This window comes from Bradyrhizobium altum (genome assembly GCF_020889705.1).
Lineage (GTDB): Bacteria > Pseudomonadota > Alphaproteobacteria > Rhizobiales > Xanthobacteraceae > Bradyrhizobium > Bradyrhizobium altum.
The window spans coordinates 1-18482 of record NZ_JACMYP010000180.1 but is presented as its reverse complement, the minus strand read 5'-3'; the positions used below and the strand labels follow the sequence as shown (position 1 = coordinate 18482).

The 18482-nt window shown below is 64.0% G+C and carries 15 protein-coding genes, 1 rRNA gene and 1 riboswitch; of the genes, 10 read left to right on the top strand and 6 right to left on the bottom strand.

Annotation, left to right across the window (positions count from 1 at the left end):
• Positions 1-1243, bottom strand: a 16S ribosomal RNA gene (locus H8B02_RS32800); the annotation flags it as partial.
• 1025 nt (positions 1244-2268) lie between these two features.
• Here H8B02_RS32800 and H8B02_RS32795 point away from each other — a divergent pair.
• The 3 genes from H8B02_RS32795 (at position 2269) to H8B02_RS32785 (ending at position 5245) form a co-directional block, all read left to right on the top strand.
• Complete coding sequence (locus H8B02_RS32795; protein WP_229170034.1) at positions 2269-4338, top strand: M23 family metallopeptidase; 2070 nt, start codon at positions 2269-2271, stop codon at positions 4336-4338.
• A gap of 183 nt (positions 4339-4521) precedes the next feature.
• A complete protein-coding gene (locus H8B02_RS32790) occupies positions 4522-4884 on the top strand; it encodes an SPW repeat protein (RefSeq protein WP_229170033.1) in 363 nt (120 codons plus the stop codon).
• 94 nt (positions 4885-4978) lie between these two features.
• Positions 4979-5245 (top strand): hypothetical protein, encoded by a 267-nt coding sequence (locus H8B02_RS32785; protein ID WP_229170032.1) that lies wholly within the window; start codon positions 4979-4981, stop codon positions 5243-5245.
• A gap of 54 nt (positions 5246-5299) precedes the next feature.
• Here H8B02_RS32785 and clpB read toward each other — a convergent pair whose 3' ends face one another.
• Both clpB and H8B02_RS32775 read right to left on the bottom strand, forming a co-directional pair.
• The gene (gene clpB, locus H8B02_RS32780; protein ID WP_229170031.1) at positions 5300-7951 is read right to left on the bottom strand and encodes an ATP-dependent chaperone ClpB; all 2652 of its coding nucleotides are present in this window, start codon (positions 7949-7951) and stop codon (positions 5300-5302) included.
• Positions 7952-8143: 192 nt separating this feature from the next.
• Entirely contained in the window at positions 8144-8707 is a 564-nt protein-coding gene (locus H8B02_RS32775) for a helix-turn-helix domain-containing protein (protein WP_229170030.1), read from the bottom strand.
• Positions 8708-8764: 57 nt separating this feature from the next.
• Here H8B02_RS32775 and H8B02_RS32770 point away from each other — a divergent pair, with 57 nt between their 5' ends.
• From H8B02_RS32770 to H8B02_RS32760, 3 genes are all read left to right on the top strand, one after another.
• Positions 8765-9277 carry a GNAT family N-acetyltransferase gene (locus H8B02_RS32770; RefSeq protein WP_229170029.1) on the top strand — a complete coding sequence of 171 codons (513 nt, stop codon included), beginning with the start codon at positions 8765-8767 and terminating at the stop codon, positions 9275-9277.
• A gap of 56 nt (positions 9278-9333) precedes the next feature.
• Positions 9334-10155 (top strand): MOSC domain-containing protein, encoded by an 822-nt coding sequence (locus H8B02_RS32765; protein WP_229170028.1) that lies wholly within the window; start codon positions 9334-9336, stop codon positions 10153-10155.
• A 98-nt stretch (positions 10156-10253) separates the two neighbouring features.
• Positions 10254-11186, top strand: coding sequence for a YARHG domain-containing protein (locus H8B02_RS32760; RefSeq protein ID WP_229170027.1), 933 nt, complete (start codon positions 10254-10256; stop codon positions 11184-11186).
• Positions 11187-11266: 80 nt separating this feature from the next.
• On the opposite strand, the gene H8B02_RS32755 is transcribed toward H8B02_RS32760, so the two are convergent.
• On the bottom strand, positions 11267-11926 hold the full coding sequence (locus tag H8B02_RS32755) for a TIGR02594 family protein (RefSeq protein WP_229170026.1): 660 nt from the start codon (positions 11924-11926) through the stop codon (positions 11267-11269).
• A 227-nt stretch (positions 11927-12153) separates the two neighbouring features.
• Here H8B02_RS32755 and H8B02_RS32750 point away from each other — a divergent pair, with 227 nt between their 5' ends.
• Positions 12154-13026 carry an alpha/beta fold hydrolase gene (locus tag H8B02_RS32750; RefSeq protein ID WP_229170025.1) on the top strand — a complete coding sequence of 291 codons (873 nt, stop codon included), beginning with the start codon at positions 12154-12156 and terminating at the stop codon, positions 13024-13026.
• A 93-nt stretch (positions 13027-13119) separates the two neighbouring features.
• On the opposite strand, the gene metW is transcribed toward H8B02_RS32750, so the two are convergent.
• Both metW and metX read right to left on the bottom strand, forming a co-directional pair.
• Positions 13120-13785 carry a methionine biosynthesis protein MetW gene (metW, locus tag H8B02_RS32745; RefSeq protein ID WP_229170024.1) on the bottom strand — a complete coding sequence of 222 codons (666 nt, stop codon included), beginning with the start codon at positions 13783-13785 and terminating at the stop codon, positions 13120-13122.
• On the bottom strand, positions 13782-14987 hold the full coding sequence (gene metX / locus H8B02_RS32740; protein ID WP_229170023.1) for a homoserine O-acetyltransferase MetX: 1206 nt from the start codon (positions 14985-14987) through the stop codon (positions 13782-13784). The genes metW and metX overlap by 4 nt, the downstream gene beginning before the upstream one ends.
• A gap of 83 nt (positions 14988-15070) precedes the next feature.
• Positions 15071-15150, bottom strand: a riboswitch (SAM riboswitch).
• A gap of 186 nt (positions 15151-15336) precedes the next feature.
• Between metX and H8B02_RS32735 the strand changes: the two genes are divergently transcribed.
• The 3 genes from H8B02_RS32735 to H8B02_RS32725 are packed head-to-tail and all read left to right on the top strand — an operon-like array spanning position 15337 to position 18278.
• Entirely contained in the window at positions 15337-16200 is an 864-nt protein-coding gene (locus H8B02_RS32735) for a chorismate mutase (protein ID WP_229170022.1), read from the top strand.
• Positions 16201-16239: 39 nt separating this feature from the next.
• Positions 16240-17337, top strand: a complete 1098-nt coding sequence (gene hisC / locus H8B02_RS32730; protein WP_229170021.1) for a histidinol-phosphate transaminase — start codon at positions 16240-16242, stop codon at positions 17335-17337.
• Positions 17338-17345: 8 nt separating this feature from the next.
• Entirely contained in the window at positions 17346-18278 is a 933-nt protein-coding gene (locus H8B02_RS32725) for a prephenate/arogenate dehydrogenase family protein (protein WP_229170020.1), read from the top strand.
• The last annotated feature ends 204 nt before the right edge of the window (positions 18279-18482 follow it).

Below are 18482 nucleotides of genomic sequence, written 5' to 3'. Positions count from 1 at the left end.
GACGGCTTTTTGAGATTTGCGAAGGGTCGCCCCTTAGCATCCCATTGTCACCGCCATTGTAGCACGTGTGTAGCCCAGCCCGTAAGGGCCATGAGGACTTGACGTCATCCCCACCTTCCTCGCGGCTTATCACCGGCAGTCTCCTTAGAGTGCTCAACTAAATGGTAGCAACTAAGGACGGGGGTTGCGCTCGTTGCGGGACTTAACCCAACATCTCACGACACGAGCTGACGACAGCCATGCAGCACCTGTCTCCGGTCCAGCCGAACTGAAGAACTCCGTCTCTGGAGTCCGCGACCGGGATGTCAAGGGCTGGTAAGGTTCTGCGCGTTGCGTCGAATTAAACCACATGCTCCACCGCTTGTGCGGGCCCCCGTCAATTCCTTTGAGTTTTAATCTTGCGACCGTACTCCCCAGGCGGAATGCTTAAAGCGTTAGCTGCGCCACTAGTGAGTAAACCCACTAACGGCTGGCATTCATCGTTTACGGCGTGGACTACCAGGGTATCTAATCCTGTTTGCTCCCCACGCTTTCGTGCCTCAGCGTCAGTATCGGGCCAGTGAGCCGCCTTCGCCACTGGTGTTCTTGCGAATATCTACGAATTTCACCTCTACACTCGCAGTTCCACTCACCTCTCCCGAACTCAAGATCTTCAGTATCAAAGGCAGTTCTGGAGTTGAGCTCCAGGATTTCACCCCTGACTTAAAGACCCGCCTACGCACCCTTTACGCCCAGTGATTCCGAGCAACGCTAGCCCCCTTCGTATTACCGCGGCTGCTGGCACGAAGTTAGCCGGGGCTTATTCTTGCGGTACCGTCATTATCTTCCCGCACAAAAGAGCTTTACAACCCTAGGGCCTTCATCACTCACGCGGCATGGCTGGATCAGGCTTGCGCCCATTGTCCAATATTCCCCACTGCTGCCTCCCGTAGGAGTTTGGGCCGTGTCTCAGTCCCAATGTGGCTGATCATCCTCTCAGACCAGCTACTGATCGTCGCCTTGGTGAGCCATTACCTCACCAACTAGCTAATCAGACGCGGGCCGATCTTTCGGCGATAAATCTTTCCCCGTAAGGGCTTATCCGGTATTAGCACAAGTTTCCCTGTGTTGTTCCGAACCAAAAGGTACGTTCCCACGCGTTACTCACCCGTCTGCCGCTGACATATTGCTATGCCCGCTCGACTTGCATGTGTTAAGCCTGCCGCCAGCGTTCGCTCTGAGCCAGGATCAAACTCTCAAGTTGGACTTGAACTTTGAACCGGCTGATCACAACGTTTGACGAGGTCCCACCATTCTTCGCCGACCGAAGTCTGCGAGCTGCCTACGATTCACATCGCTGGCAACGATGGTGTAACCTTTAAACGTGTACCGCCGAAGTCTTTCGTCCACCCTCAGAAAGTCAAAAGCCGAAGCTTTCAAGTATTCCGAGAGACGCAAGGACTCCGCCGTCCACGTTTCTCTTTCTTCATCTTCACTTGTCAAACAGCCCGGGATCCGATGACCCCACACCCTTAGAGGGTGGTTCTACCCTTCAGCGACGAACAGTGAACCTCAACCGATTTATGTCGGCTGCTGTGTCACTCATCGAAGTGAGGAGCATCAGTGGCGCGTTCGCTCGCCTTGGTCAGTGACCCGGCGGCGCCGCGCTCAGTGGTTGGTTTATAGTCCCCACCCCTCGGGATTGTCAACGACCATTGTCAACAAATCGTCGCACGCCGAAATCGCGTGTGCAGTGCGAAAAAGCTCTCGTATTTTCCATGGCTTAGGCCAGAGGTAAAAATTCGCAACCCAACCCGCGCGGCAAAAAACTTTAAAAAAAGTTTGTCGTCGAAGAGCTCGAGAGGCCCTCCGGAACGGGTTCCCCAGCCCTCCTGAGCGGGTTCCCCGGCGCTCCAGAGCGGGCGGCGGCACGGACCTGCTTCAGGAAACTTTTCCATCTCAAATGCCGCACTTGAGCCACAATCCTGCGACGATCTGGCTATATGACATGCATTGAACCGCTCGAAACCTGTGGGGGCTCGGGTGGTTTTTCTGGGGGACCAGGCGATTTTCTCCAAGAACCCGTCGCCTCTCCCTTCGCGGCCGAGCAACATCGAGAGATCTGCACACCATTGACGTTCGAGAGTGCGGCTAGCTAATGGCCTTCGTCTTCTCGACTTCGATGCGTGTGGCTCGCCACACTGCCGAGATTCCTCTTCAGGGGATCGAGGTGGGGACGAGGACGAGCAGAGGTCGATCGCAGTTGCTGGAATTTGGGGGGATATCGGGTTGAGCCAACGGGCGTCACGCGGAAGCGGCATTGGGCGCGAGACCGGGATGATCGATCTCGGTCACGAACCGCCGCTTTCAGTCGACGGCACCGAGGCTGCGGTGATCGATCGCCGCCGTGTCTCCGTACAATGGTTCAGCGGCACCATTCTGACTGGATTATGTGGCGCGGCCCTGATCGGCGGCGCCGTTTTTGCGTCGCTCGACGGCGAGATGACCTTCGCCAAGGTGCCGGAGCGCGTCGAAGGCGCGCTGCGCGGCGCCTTCACCGGCAATGATCGCGTCGTCAGCCTGCACAAGGGCGACCGCCTGCCGCCGCCGAGCGAATCCTCCGCCTCCCGCAGCCTGGTGCGCGTGTCGACCGTGACCCGCGTCGGCAATCGCGACGTGATGCGGGTGCGGCCCTTCATCCGGATTTCCGGCAATCTCTCAATGACCACGAGCGATCTGTCGTCCAAGATTCCGGCGTTCAACGCGCAGCGTCTGTTGACCGATGTCGGCTCCAACACGCCGGCGGCGGCCGAGGATCCGAATGCGGCCGACGCCGCCGAGCCCGACGCCGAGGTCTCTTTCGTCACCAAGGATCTCGGATCCGTGCTGCCGAAAGCCAAGCTCGCCGCCGTTGTCGCGCTCGACGACGTGCTGATGCGGGTCCGCGACGCCGCCAACTGGCGCGGCTCCGGCGGTTCGGTGCGCTACGCGTCACTCGCCAATGCCGCGGCCGATGCCACCGGCGCCGGCCCCGATATCAGGATGGCTTACGCCACCGAGGGCAACACCTCCGACCCCTATGCAGGCTTCGAGACCCGCGTGGTGCCGGAGAACGTCACCCTGCTGCCGAAGACCAAGGAGCAGGTCACCGGCGGCAATCCGGTTGGTGAACGGGTTCACCTCGTCAAGAAGGGCGACAGCATCACCTCGATCCTGCGCGATCAGGGCGCAACGCCCGACGAGGCGAAGGCGATTGCCGCAACGCTCGGCCCGCGCGGCCGCGACGGCGGCCTGAAGGAAGGCCAGAAGGTGCGAATCCTGATGGCTCCGGCAGCTCCCGGACCGAATGTCAGGCTGCAGCCCTATCGCGTCATCGTCGCCAATGATTCCGTCGTCGAAGCCGTCGCCGCGCTGTCCGATCTCGGCAAATACGTCGCCGTCGACGTGCAGAGCATGAACACCACGACCGATACCGCCGACAATTCCAGCGACGATGACGAGGATGATGGCACCGGCGTGCGGCTCTATCAGAGCATTTACGAGACCGCGCTGCGCAACAAGGTGCCGCCGACCGTCATCGAAGACATGGTCAAGATCTACTCCTATGACGTCGATTTCCAGCGCAAGGTACAGCCAGGCGACTCGTTCGACGTGTTCTTTGCCGGCGAGGACGAGGGCGTCACCAGCACCGAAAAGACCGAAGTGCTGTACGCGGCGCTGACCGTGGGCGGCGAAACCAAGAAATACTACCGATTCCAGAGCTCGGACGACGGCCTCGTCGACTACTATGACGAGACCGGCAAGAGCGCGAAGAAGTTCCTGGTGCGCAAGCCTGTCAACAACGCGATCATGCGTTCGGGCTTCGGCGGCCGCCGCCACCCGATTCTCGGCTATGTGAAGATGCACACCGGCGTCGACTGGGCCACCGCCTACGGCACGCCGATTTTCGCCTCCGGCAACGGCGTGCTCGAGAAGGTCGGGTACGAGGGCGGCTACGGCAAATATATCCGCATGAAGCATTCGAACGGCTACGAGACGGCCTACGGCCATATGTCGGCCTTCGCCAAGGGCATGGAGGCCGGCAAGAAGGTGCGGCAGGGCCAGGTGATCGGCTTCGTCGGTTCGACCGGCCAGTCGACCGGCCCCCACGTCCATTACGAAATCCTGGTCAACGGCCGATTCGTCGACCCGATGCGCGTGAAACTGCCGCGCGGCCGCTCGCTGGAAGGCCCGATGCTGGCAGGCTTCGAGAAGGAGCGGGACCGGATCGAATCCCAGATGTCCAGCCGCGGCAGCTCGCGCATCGTCTCGGATGCCACCGGCAGCGCGCCGATGACGCGGTCCATCAGCAACCGCTGATGATGCAAGAGGCCGGCCCGTCCGGCCGCGCAGATCCCAGGAAACGCTGCAGGCGCAGATCAGATGCGATGCCGTTTGCAGGCCATGACGCCGCCAGTTTCAACATATTTCGCGCCGTCAGATGGGAACTCGAACGGCGATCATCCAGTTGATTCAGCAGTAAAACCTCCAATGGAGGGTGTCATGGAGAACTGGACGAACGCAAAGTTGTGCGACGTCGCAAACCTGATCCTCGGCGCGATTCTCTTCCTGTCGCCGTGGCTGTTCAAGTTCGACGCCGGAATGGTTTCCACCAACGCCCACATCGTCGGCCTCGTGATGGCGATCCTTGCGATCGCCGCGCTCGCGGCATTCGCGGTCTGGGAGGAGTGGCTGAACCTCATCGTCGGGCTTTGGGCAATGGTCTCGCCCTGGGTCCTGGGGTTCCAGGCAATGACCACCGCGACGACCGTGCACGTGGTGATCGGCATCGCCGTCGCGGTCCTTGCCGCGATCGAACTCTGGGCGATGTCCCAGCATCCGCCTCGGCTCACAACACACAGCTGAGGCCTTGAAACGATGCGTCCCACCCGCTGGCGCGGATCGCCGGCGGGCGGGGATTTGGTCGTGCTCAACGAAGATATCCACAAGGATTTGCGCCATGACCCGGCTCACCCGCGACGATGTGCTGAAGGCCGTCGGCCACGCCGACGATGTCACCATCGCCAGGATCATCGCATCCGGCGCCACGATCACCGAGCTTGCCGAAGCCCAGGCCTGGCTTGCCAATGACGAGCCGCTGATGAACGCCGGCAGGCCGCTGGCCACAGGCCGCACCCGCGAGCTGGTCGATATTCTGTCCGAACTCGAACCCGCCGATGACGACGAGCCCGGTCAGCTCAGTCCACCGACCGCCCCGCAGGACTAGCCTGGACAACGAAGCCCTCCCCGCGACCGCGGGGAGGGCTTTTGCATGCGCGTGTCAGTTCAGCTTGCGCTTCGAGACCGGGGCATCGAACTGCACGATCTCGGCGGTGTTGGGCACCTGACCGTTGAAGGTCAGCAGGTTGCCCTTCTCCGAGATCACCACGCGATCGCCGTCCTTGACCTCGCCGGCGAGGATCATCTCGGCCAGCGGATCCTGCACGCTGCGCTGGATCACCCGCTTCAGCGGGCGGGCACCGTAAGCCGGATCCCAGCCCTTTTCCGCGAGCCAATTCCGCGCCTTCGGATCGAGCGTGAGCTCGATCTTGCGATCCTCGAGCAGCTTGGTCAGCCGCGCGAACTGGATCTCGACGATGCGGCCCATCTCGTTCCGCTGCAGCCGGTGGAACAGGATGATCTCGTCGATGCGGTTCAGGAATTCCGGCCTGAAATGCGCCCGCACGACGCCCATCACCTGATCGCGGACCGCCGCGGTGTCCTCGCCTTCCGGCTGATTCACCAAGAATTCCGAACCGAGGTTCGAGGTCATGATGATCAGCGTGTTGCGGAAGTCGACGGTGCGGCCCTGACCATCGGTCAGGCGGCCGTCATCGAGCACCTGCAACAACACGTTGAAGACGTCGGGATGCGCCTTCTCGATCTCGTCGAACAGCACGACCTGGTAGGGCCGGCGCCGAACGGCTTCGGTCAGTGCACCACCCTCGTCGTAGCCGACATAGCCGGGAGGCGCGCCGATCAGCCGCGAGACCGAGTGCTTCTCCATGAACTCGGACATGTCGAGGCGGACCATCGCGGTCTCGTCGTTGAACAGGTCAGCGGCGAGCGCCTTGGTCAGCTCGGTCTTGCCGACGCCGGTGGGGCCCAAGAACATGAACGAGCCGGTCGGCCGGTTCGGATCCTGCAGGCCCGCGCGGGCACGGCGCACGGCGGTTGCCACCGCACGCACGGCTTCGGCCTGGCCGACGACGCGTTTGGCGAGCGCGTCCTCCATCTTCAGGAGCTTGTCCTTTTCACCCTCGAGCATCTTGTCGACCGGCACGCCGGTCCAGCGCGAGACGACCTGCGCGATGTGGTTGGCGGTGACCGCCTCCTCCATCATCTCGCCGCCACTCGGCTTGCTGTTTTCCTGCGCCTCGATGTCGGCGAGCTTCCTTTCCAGCTCGGGGATCCGGCCGTAGGCCAGCTCGCCCGCCTTCTGGAATTCGCCGCGACGCTGCGCATTGGCAAGCTCGACGCGGAGCGCATCGAGTTCGCTCTTCAGCTTCTGGGCGTTGGAGAGCTTGTTCTTCTCCGCGCTCCAGCGCGCCGTCAGCGCCGCCGACCTCTCCTCGAGCCCGGCGAGCTCCTTCTCCAGGGTCTGCAAGCGGCTCTTCGAGCCGGCATCGTTCTCCTTCTTCAGCGCCTCCTGCTCGATCTTCAGCCGGATGATGTCGCGATCCAGCGAATCGAGCTCTTCAGGCTTCGAATCAACCTGCATCTTCAGCCGCGCCGCCGCCTCGTCCATCAGGTCGATGGCCTTGTCGGGCAGGAAGCGGTCGGTGATGTAGCGATTCGACAGCGTGGTCGCGGCCACCAACGCGGAGTCGGTGATGCGCACGCCGTGATGCTGCTCGTACTTGTCCTTCAGGCCGCGCAGGATCGAGATGGTGTCCTCGACCGTCGGCTCGCTGACATAGATCGGCTGGAACCGGCGGGCCAGCGCCGCATCCTTCTCGACGTGCTTGCGGTACTCGTCGAGCGTGGTCGCGCCGATACAATGCAGCTCACCGCGCGCGAGCGCAGGCTTCAGGAGGTTGGACGCGTCCATCGCGCCGTCGGTCTTGCCGGCGCCGATCAGGGTGTGCATCTCGTCGATGAACAGGATGATGCCGCCCTCGGCGGACGAGACCTCCTGCAGGACGGATTTCAGCCGCTCCTCGAACTCGCCGCGATATTTCGCGCCGGCGATCAAGGCGCCCATGTCGAGCGACAGCAGCTTCTTGTCCTTCAGGCTCTCCGGCACGTCGCCGTTGAGGATGCGCAGCGCCAGGCCCTCGACGATCGCGGTCTTGCCGACGCCGGGTTCACCGATCAGGACGGGATTGTTCTTGGTTCGCCGCGACAGCACCTGGATGGTGCGGCGGATCTCCTCGTCGCGGCCGATCACCGGGTCGAGCTTGCCGTCGCGCGCAGCCTGGGTCAGGTCGCGGGCATATTTCTTCAGCGCGTCGTAGGCGTTTTCGGCCGTCGCGCTGTCAGCGGTGCGGCCCTTGCGCAGCGCTTCGATCGCCGCATTCAGATTCTGCGCCGTGACGCCGCCCTTGCTCAGGATGGAAGCCGCCTCGCTGCCCTTCTCGAGCGTGAGCCCGAGCAGCAGCCGCTCCACCGTGACATAGCTGTCGCCGGTCTTGTCGGCGGCCTTTTCGGCCGCATCGAAGGCGCGCGCCAGCTCCGGCGACAGGTAGACCTGTCCCGCACCATTGCCCGAAACCTTCGGCAGCTTGTTCAGCGCCTCTTCGGTCGCTTTCAGGATCGCCCTGGAATTGCCGCCTGCACGGTCGATCAGACCGCCGGCGAGACCCTCATTGTCGTCCAGCAGCACCTTCAACAGATGCAAGGGCGAGAACTGCTGGTGACCGTCGCGCATTGCGAGCGACTGGGCAGACTGGATGAATCCGCGCGAGCGCTCGGTGTACTTCTCAATGTTCATTCGTTTTCCCTCGGCCTGCCATCGTCACCCATTCAGGCATGACAACGGCATCTTCATTGGGTTTTCCGCGGGCCGCGTTGACGTTCCTCAACCAGCCTCTGGTCGTCGCCATCATTTTTCAGGCTTGCCGCAGATGTGGGCACTTGGTTCCGAAACGGAAGAGCCACAGTCTGCGATTTCACCCGATGGAGCTCAGCGCCGCACGATGGCGACAAGGTAGCGGCAGGGCTGAGCAGTTTCGTTACGGAAGACGATGTCCGACGGCGGCCCGAGCTCGACGCGGTCACCCGCAGCGAGCTCGTGGCGCTCCGCCCCTTCCATCAAGGTGAGGCGGCCGCTGATCACCCACACCACCTGGCGGACCAGGTGATAGGCGCTGGCAGGGAAACCGGCTTCCTGCCCGGCAGGCAGCTCGACTTCCACCAGCTCCAGCGGATTGGCCGGATGCAGGAACACCTGCCGCCGCAGATAGGCCGCCTTCGGATCGCGCCACACCGGCTGATCTTTGGCCCGCTGCAGGCGGGAACTGTGTGAGGCAACCTCGAACAGCGCGGCCATGGTCAGGCCATAGGCCGTGGCAATCCGCGACAGCGTCGCCGCTGTCGGGCTGGCCTCCGCCCGTTCGATTTTGCTCAGCATGGCCTTGGACACGCCTGCCCGCCCGGCGAGTTCCGCCAGCGACCAGCCGCGCCCCTCCCGTTCGGCGCGAACCCTCCGCCCGAGAGCTTCATCAGGTCCGTCTTCTATAATTGACATAATGTCTTATATAGTAGACGATGGGGTCCGTTCAAGAGGTTTATCGAGGAACGACCAATGATTATCCGCCCCGCCACCGAGCAGGACATTCCTGCGATCACCGCGATCTTCAACGAGGCGGTCGCCAACTCGAACGCCATCTGGACCGAGAAGCAGGATTCCGAGGCCGAACGGCTGGCCTGGATGAAGGCCCGGCTGGCGCTGGGCTACCCGGTGCTGGTCGCTGAAGGGCCCGTGGTGCTTGGGTACGGCACGTTCGGCGATTTCCGGGCCTTCCCGGGATACCGCTACAGCGTCGAGCACAGCGTCTATATCCACGCCGATCATCGCGGCCGCGGCCTTGGCCGCGTCATCGTCGACGCGCTCGTGGCCGCCGCGACGGCGCTCGGCAAGCACGTCATGATCGCCGGCATCGACGGCGGCAATCCCGCCTCGCTCCGGCTGCACGCGCGGGCCGGCTTTGTCGAGGTCGCGCGGATGCCGGAGGTCGGGCGCAAGTTCGGCCGCTGGCTCGACCTCGTCTTCATGCAGCGCGTGCTGGATGCCGCAGGCGCGGCGCGGCCCGACTAGCTGCCGTCGCATCGGCGGCGGTTCTCCTCGCGGGCCAAACAGGCTAGAGCGGGCGGATGGACAGCACGCACACTTCCTCCGCCCGGATCACCGGCATCTACCGCTATCCCGTCAAGGGTCTGACACCCGAGCCCCTGCCCCGCGCCGAGCTCAAGGTCGGCGAGGCGCTGCGCTCCGATCGCCACTACGCGATCGAGAACGGCCCGAGCGGTTTCGATCCCTCGGCGCCGAAGTGGCTGGCTAAGCCGCATTTCCTGATGCTGCAGCGGGACGAGTGGCTGGCGCCCCTGCGCGCCCATTTCGACGATGACAGCCATGTGCTGACCTTGCGCCGGGACGGCGCGATGGTGGCCCAGGGCGATCTCGAGACGGAAGCCGGGCGCGCGGCGATCGAGCGCTATTTCACTGACCGTCATGCCGGCCAGATCAAGGGGCCGCCCAAAGTGCTGGTGAGCCCTGGGCACAGTTTTTCCGACGTGCCACGCAAGGTGGTCTCGATCATCAACCTGGCCAGCCTGCGGGCGATCGAGGACATGGTGCAGGCGCCGGTCCATCCCCTGCGATTCCGCGCCAATCTCTATGTCGAGGGCTGGCCGGCCTGGCATGAGGCCAGCCTGCTCGACCAGACCATTGCGATCGGCAGCGCACGGGCAAAAGTTGTGAAGCGCATCACCCGCTGCGCCGCAGTCAATGTCGATCCCGACACGGGCGCGCGCGACCTCTCGGTCCCGAACACGCTGATGCAGCGCTTCGGCAACAATGAATGCGGCATCTACGCGGAGATCATCAGCGACGGCGGCGCGGCCGTCGGCGACACGATTGCCGCGGAACCGCACCAGGTCACGCCCCAGGTTCCGTATTCCTTGAAGACGGCATAAACGTGCATCGCATTGCAATGTTCGGTTGCGTGCAATAGACTTCACTCGAACATTTTGAATTGCAGCAAATTTGTCGAAATTGATTGCACGGGGTTGCCATGAGCATGATCATGGTTTCGTACCGGCGGGTCGATCAGGACACGGCGGGCCGCATCGCCGACCATCTGATCGAGAAGTACGGTGAGAAATCCGTCTTCTTCGACGTCAACAGCATTCGCACCGGCGCAAACTTCGTCGACCGGATCGCCAAGGCCATCGTCGCCTGCGACATCGTCATCGCGGTGATCGGTCCGCATTGGATCGGCAAGACCGACGATGGGAAACCTGCGCGTCTGGAGGATCCCGCAGATTCCGTGCGCTTCGAGATCGAAACGGCGCTGAAGCACAACAAGACGCTGCTGCCGCTGCTGGTGAACGGCGCAACCATGCCGCGGGCCGACGAGCTGCCGGAATCACTTCGCTTCCTGCACTACTGCAACGCCGCCCGGGTCGACTCGGGTCAGGATTTTCGCGTGCACATGACCCGCCTGATCGATACGATCAACGAGGTCCTGAGTGAGGCCGGGCGATCGCCGCTGCGTGAAGTTTCGCCGATCAAGCGCTACTGGAAGTACGGCGCAGGCCTCGCCGGCGCGGCATTGGCGCTGGCCGTCTGGACCGTCGGGCCCGCGTTCGAACATACCGTGGTGAAGTCAGGCGGACAGGACGATCAGACCACCGTCGGACGCGCGACGCCGCCCGCCGTTCCGGCCTCCGTCACGCAGCGCGCCAAGGCGCATGACGGCTTTCTCTTTCCTGATTCCGATCGACGATTTCTGAGTGAGGCCGATCTCAAGGACATGTCGGCGATCGAGCTGCGCATCGCACGAAACGAGATTTTCGCGCGGCATGGCCGGTTCTTCAAGGACCAGGTGCTCGCGAACTACTTCTCGCAATTCGCCTGGTATCAACCCGCTGCGGTCGAAGTTCCCCTGAGCAACCTCGAGACGACCAACGTCGACACGATCGAGGCGAAGGAGCACGAGAAGTGAGGCCAGCCGGCAGTATCGGTTGATCTCGCACCGCGTATGGCCACCTCCCCATTCTCAGGGGAGAGGTGGCCAGTCGCTGATCAGTTCGTCGGCATCACATAGGCATAGATCCGGCCGCGCGAGACCGGCGTCTCGCGGACGCGATGGCCGCTATTGCCCGAGATCATGATCGGATTGCCCTTGGCATCGACGCCGGTGATGATCCCGACATGACCGCCGCCGCGGCGGCCCATCACGGCAATGGCGCCGACCTGCGGCCCGGAGACGCGCTGGCCGTATTTGGCGAACGAGCTCGCCATGTCGGAGCCGGTGCCGCGATGGCCGGTCCGCTGCAGCACCATGTTCATGAAGCGCGCGCACCACAGGCTGGAGCGGCCGGTCGGATTGCCGCCGAGATAGCGGCGCGCCGTGTCGACGATGCCGGACGAGCCGAAGCCACCAGCCGCGTTCACATCGGTGTTGGACGCGGCCTCAGCGCCGGGCATCACGGCCGCATTGGCCTCGCCGAAGCCGCCCGCCTGCATCTGGGCGCGGCGCTCGGCGCGCGACAGCCGCGCCGTGTGCCGGTAGTGATGATGAGCGGAATGCCGCGCGTGATGGCCGGCATGAGCCGAATGCGCGCGACGCGAATGGTGCGGACGGGCGGACGCCGGAACGGCGGAGATCACGGCGAGCGTGAGCGAACACAGAGCCAGCGCCAAAACTCGAAGCGACCGGCGATACGCAAGCAACTGAACCATACTTCACGAGATCCTCTGAAACGCCCCCCAACTCCCCGTCGCGTTCCCAAGGGAATGCGGCGGTGGTTTTGAAGATCGGGATGTGGCGAGAGGAAGATTTCATGCGGCGTTGCGAAAACGATTTCGGGGTCATTCCGCGCAAATTCCATGACGAAAATAGCCAGAACTGCCGCATTGCAGCCGCGGAAATTGCAAATCTGGAGCCGGCCAACGAGAGGAGAATTTCAATGCCCCATGCCATCACGAAAGATAATGTCCGCCTGCATTTCGAAGAGGCAGGCAGTGGGACCCCGATCATCTTCCTGCACGAGTTCGCAGCTGACCACACCAACTGGGAACCGCAGCTGCGCTACTTCGCGCGCGGTCACCGCTGCATCGCCTACTCCGCGCGCGGCTACACGCCGTCGGACGTGCCGCCAAGCGCCGACGTCTACACTTACACGCACTTCTACACCGACGCGCTCGCGGTGCTCGACCATCTCGGCATCGCGAAGGCGCATTTCGTCGGGCTCTCGATGGGCTCCTATTCGTCGCTGCAGATCGCGCTCAACGCGCCGGAGCGCGCGCTGTCGATGACACTGGCCGCTGTCGGCTCCGGCTCCAGCCTCGAGCATCTCGATGCCTTCCGCGCGCAGTGCCGCGCCAATGCCGAGCAGCTCGAGTCCATCGGCTCCGCCGAAGTCGCCAAGGTGACGCGCGAGGCGCCGAGCCGGATTCCGTTCCTGGTCAAGGACCCGCGCGGCCACGCCGATTTCTACGCCGCGCTCGCCCGCCACGACGCCAAGGGCTCGGCCAACACGATGCGCAGCTTCCAGGGCGGCAGGCCCTCGATCTACACCATGACCGAGGCCATCAAGCGCGTAGCGACGCCGGCGCTGATCCTGTGCGGCGACGAGGACGACAATTGCATCGCGCCCAGCCTGTTCCTGAAGCAGCATCTGCCGACCGCCGGCCTTTCCTTCTTCCCAAAGTCCGGCCACGTGCTCAACCTCGAGGAGCCCGCGCTGTTCAACGCGATGGTCGAGCGCTTCATCGCACTGGTGGAAGCCGGCCGCTGGCCGGTGCGCGATCCCAGATCGCTGGTGGCCGCGCCGGTGTAAATCGTCATTGCGAGCGAAGCGAAGCAATCCATCTTCCCGCAGGCGCGAAAGCATGGATTGCTTCGTCGCTATCGCTCCTCGCAATGACGGCAGCTATTTCGCCTTGCCACCGCGGCTGAGCAGGAACACGCCCTGCTCGCCGAACATGTTCCACACCCACCAGGGCAGGTTGAGCGGGACCGGGCGGCCGTAGAGATCGAGCGCCACCGCGCGCTCCATCTTGACGTTGATCCGCTCGCAGAGCTCCACGAAATCCTTGATGGTGCAGAAATGGATGTTGGCGGTGTCGTACCAGCTCGCCGGCAGATTCTCGGTCCGCGGCATGTGGCCGCCGATCAGGAGCTGCAGCCGCATCTTCCAGAACCCGAAATTCGGGAACGAGACGATGGCGCGCTGGCCGATCCGCAGCAAATTCTCCAGCACCACCTTGGGCTGCCGCGTCGCCTGCAAGGTCTGCGACAGGATCACGTAGTCGAACGCATCATCGGGATAGTTGACGAGGTCGGTGTCGGCGTCGCCCTGCACCACTGCGAGCCCCTTGGCGACGCAGCCGTTGACGCCCTCGCGCGACAGCTCGATGCCGCGGCCGTCGATGCCGCGGCTCTCCAGCAGCTGCAGCAGTTCGCCGTCGCCGCAGCCAACGTCGAGCACGCGCGAGCCCGGCCGCACCATGTCGGCGACCAGCAGGTGATCGGTGCGATAGCCGCCGGTCCGCTCCGGCGCGACGCCCGGCAAGGGCAATGTCTGCTGCATGCTCATGACTGGCCGTCGTCCTTCAATCCGCGCGCCTTGCCCGCGGCCTGCAGGAAGGCGCGGGAGATTTCGAGGAATTCCGGCACGTCGAGCAGGAACGCGTCATGGCCGCGATCGGTCTCGATCTCGGCGAACGACACCCGCGCGCTCGACGCGTTCAGTGCATGCACCAGCGCGCGCGATTCCGAGGTCGGAAACAGCCAGTCGCTGGTGAACGACACCACGCAGAACCGCGTCTTGATGCCGGCGAACGCATTCGCCAGCGCGCCATTGTGATCGGCGGCGATGTCGAAATAGTCCATCGCGCGCGTGAGATACAGATAGCTGTTGGCGTCGAAGCGCTCGACAAAGGACGAGCCCTGGTAGCGCAGATAGCTCTCGACCTGGAAATCCGCATCGAATGAGAAGGTCGGCAGCTCGCGATCCTGCATCCGCCGTCCGAACTTGCGGTGCAGCGCGGCGTCCGAGAGATAGGTGATGTGCGCGGCCATCCGCGCCACCGCCAGTCCGCGATGCGGATGCGTGTCCTCGTCGACATAGCGGCCACCGCGCCAGTCCGGATCGGCCATCACCGCCTGACGGCCGAGCTCGTGGAACGCGATGTTCTGCGCCGAGTGGCGCGTCGAGCAGGCGATCGCGAGCGTCGAGAACACGCGCTCGGGATAGGCCGCGGTCCATTGCAGCACCTGCATGCCGCCCATCGAGCCGCCGACCACGCAGAACAGCGTCGCAATGCCGAGGCGATCGATCAGCATCGCCTGCGCACGCACCATGTCGGGGATCGTGATGATCGGAAAATCGAGCCCCCACACCTTGCCGGTCGCAGGATTCAGCGACGCGGGGCCGGTCGAGCCCATGCAGCCGCCGATCACGTTGGAGCAGATGATGAAGTATTGTTCGGGATCGATCGGCTTGCCGGCGCCGACGATGGTGTCCCACCAGCCCGGCTTGCCGGTGACGGGATGGGTGTTGTTGACGTGCTGATCGCCGGTCAGCGCGTGGCAGATCAGGATCGCGTTGGACCTGTCAGCATTGAGCTGGCCATAGGTCTGATAGGCGATCTGGAACGGCGCGAGATCGACGCCGCAATCGAGCTTGAGCGGCTGATCCATGCCGAACTTCGCCACCAATGACGACGGGTGATCGGCCTCATGGGCGCGATCATCGCTGGACATCGGCGGGCTCGGTATCGGACGCACGTTGCTCATCTAGGCGACCCTGCCTCCGCGTGGGAGGGCTCGAACAGAAATCAGGTCATAAAAAACCCGGCCTGAACAAGGTTCGGCCGGGAGCTGATCTGTCCCCGGCCTGTTTAGCGAGTTGTTTAACGTGGCTGCAAGCCGGCCGGCTCAAATGACCACGGAGTGGAGCGAACCTAGTCCTCAGGCCCCCCGTCGTCAAGGCGGCCAGCGAACATCCCCTTGCCGGGCGCCAATGGTTAACCGAATGCGCAAGGCACGCCTGCGACGTTTCTCTTTGCTTTCGCTGGCCGTCTTTCCTAATCAGGGACCCTGTCTGGCACGGCATCGGGCCGCCCGGACGACAAGGTTTGAGAGCATGTCCAACCCACCCCCGTCGCCGCCCTCGCTGCAGGAGCTGCGCAAGGAGATCGATGCGATCGACGAGCAGGTTCACCGCCTGCTGATGGCGCGCGGCGACATCATCGACCGCCTGATCCAGGTCAAGAAGACCCAGGAGGTCGGCTCGGCGTTCCGTCCGGCGCGCGAGGCCAGCATGATGCGCGAACTGGTGCGGCGCCATCGCGGCATCCTGCCGCTCGACACCATCGAGAGCATCTGGCGCGTCATCATCTCGACCTTTACCTACGTGCAGGCGCCGTTCGCGGTGCATGCCGATGTCTCCGTCGGCGAGTCCGCCATGCGCGACTCGGCGCGGTTTCACTTCGGCTTCGTGGTGCCCTACGTCTCGCATTTCAGCGCCCAGGCCGCGGTCGAGGCAGTGGCGAAGTCGAAGGGCGACCTCGCGCTGGTCTCCGCGATCGCCAGCCGCACACCGTGGTGGAATGCGCTCGAGGCCGATGGCGCGCCGAAGATCATCGCGCGGTGGCCGTTTCTCGAACGCGCCGACCATCCCGCCGCGCTGCCGGTGTTCGTGATCTCGCGGGTCGCCGACGACGCCATGGTCACGGAAGTACAGACCTGGAGCGTGCGCGTCTCCGGCTGGAACGCCGATGTCGCCCGGGCGCTGGCCCCGCTCGCCGAGATCGTCGCGGTCCCCGACACCGCCTTCGACGGCGCGGCCCTGCTGGTCTCGGTCACCGGGCAAGACCTGACTAACAAGGGTTTCGAGAAGATCAAGCTCGCCTTGATCGAGGCCGGCGCCTCGGTGCGCTCTTCGGCCCTCGTCGGCAGCCACGCAACGCGCTATACGGTGCCCTCTAACGGATCGGCCAGGACCTGAAGTAAGAGCCAGCCGCCCGTAGTCTATCCGGAGTTGATGATGTCCCGCCCCGTGCCGAATCCCGGCATCCTCGATATTGCGCCCTACACGCCCGGCAAGAGCCCGGTGCCGGAACCGGGCCGCAAGGTGTTCAAGCTGTCCGCCAACGAGACGCCGTTCGGTCCGTCTCCGAAGGCGATCGCGGCCTACAAGGCCGCGGCTGACCATCTCGAGGACTATCCAGAGGGCACCTCGCGCGTGCTGCGCGAGGCGATCGGCCGCGCCTATGGGCTCGATCCCGACCGCATCATCTGCGGCGCCGGCTCCGACGAGATCCTCAATCTCCTGGCGCACACCTATCTCGCGCCCGGCGACGAGGCGATCTCGACCACCCATGGCTTCCTGGTCTACCCGATCGCCACCATGGCGAACGGCGCCAGGAACGTGATTGCGGCCGAGACCAACTTCACCGCCGATGTCGACGCCATCCTCAAGGTGGTGACGCCGCGCACGAAACTGGTCTGGCTCGCCAACCCGAACAATCCGACCGGCACCTACATCCCGTTCGACGAGGTCAAGCGGCTGCGCGCCGAACTCCCGTCGCATGTGCTGCTGGTGCTCGATGCCGCCTACGCCGACTACGTCTCGCGCAACGACTACGAGCTTGGGATCGAGCTGGTCGCGACCACGGACAACACGGTGGTGACGCACACCTTCTCGAAGATCCACGGCCTTGCCGCGCTGCGGGTCGGCTGGATGTTCGGTCCGGCGCATATCGTCGATGCCTGCAACCGCATCCGCGGTCCGTTCAATGTCACGACGCCGGCGATGCTGGCCGCGGTGGCGGCGATCGAGGACTCTGCGCATGTGCAGATGTCGCGGACGCATACCGAACAGTGGCGCAACTGGCTGACCGAGGAGATCGGCAAGCTCGGGCTCAAGGTGACGCCGAGCGTCGCCAATTTCGTGCTGATCCACTTCCCGGCCGACACGGGCAAGACCGCGGCGGAAGCCGACGCCTATCTCACGCGGCGCGGCCTCGTGCTGCGCGCGCTCAACAATTACAAGCTGCCGCATGCGCTGCGCATGACCATTGGCACCGAGGAAGCCAACCGCCTCGTGGTCGACGGCCTGCGCGACTTCCTGGCCGGAAAGTGAACACCGACGTGACCACGGCTCCGATCTTCAAACGCATCGCCCTGATCGGGTTCGGCCTGATCGGCGGCTCGATCGCGCGCGGCGCGCGCGCGCAAGGCCTGGTCGGCGAGATCGTGACCACCGCGCGCTCGGAGAGGACGCGCGCCCGCGTCGCCGAGCTCGGCATCGTCGATCGCGTCGTCGAGACCAATATCGAGGCGGTGAAGGATGCCGATCTCGTCATCCTCTGCATCCCCGTCGGCGCCTGCGGTCCGGTCGCAGCCGAGATTGCCGGCCATCTCAAGCCCGGCGCAATCATCTCCGACGTCGGCTCGGTGAAGGGCGCCGTCGTCAAGGACATGGCGCCGCATCTGCCTGACGGCGTGCACTTCGTCCCGGCGCATCCGGTGGCCGGCACCGAGCATTCGGGACCGGATTCCGGCTTCGCCGAGCTCTTCATCAACCGCTGGTGCATCCTGACGCCGCCCGAAGGCACGGATCCTGCCGCGACCGACCGGCTGCGCGCGTTCTGGGCCGCGCTCGGCGCCAAGGTCGAGATCATGACGCCGGATCATCATGACCTCGTGCTCGCGATCACCAGCCATCTGCCGCATCTGATCGCCTACACCATCGTCGGCACCGCCGACGAGCTGGCGCAGGTGACGGAATCCGAGGTCATCAAGTTCTCCGCCGGCGGCTTCCGCGACTTCACCCGCATCGCAGCGTCGGACCCGACGATGTGGCGCGACGTGTTCCTTGCCAACAAGGATGCCGTGCTCGAGATGCTCGGCACCTTCACCGAGGATCTGTCGAAGCTCACCCGCGCGATCCGGCGCGGCGACGGCGACGCGCTGTTTGACCACTTCACCCGCACCCGCGCCATCCGCCGCGGCATCGTCGAGATCGGCCAGGATTCCGCCGCGCCCGACTTCGGCCGGCCGCATGAGAATTTGAAGAAGTAGGATCAGGCACGCAGCTTTCTCCACTGCGTCGTCCTGGCGAAAGCCAGGACCCATTACCACCGCATTGGGTTGTGAACGGGATCGTGGCCTCAGTGTCGTCCGGCAATTTACATTCGGGGTAATGGGTCCTGGCTTTCGCCAGGACGACGATGAGGATGGTTCTCGCGCGATACGACGCACCGTCATTGCGTACTTCATCTCGGT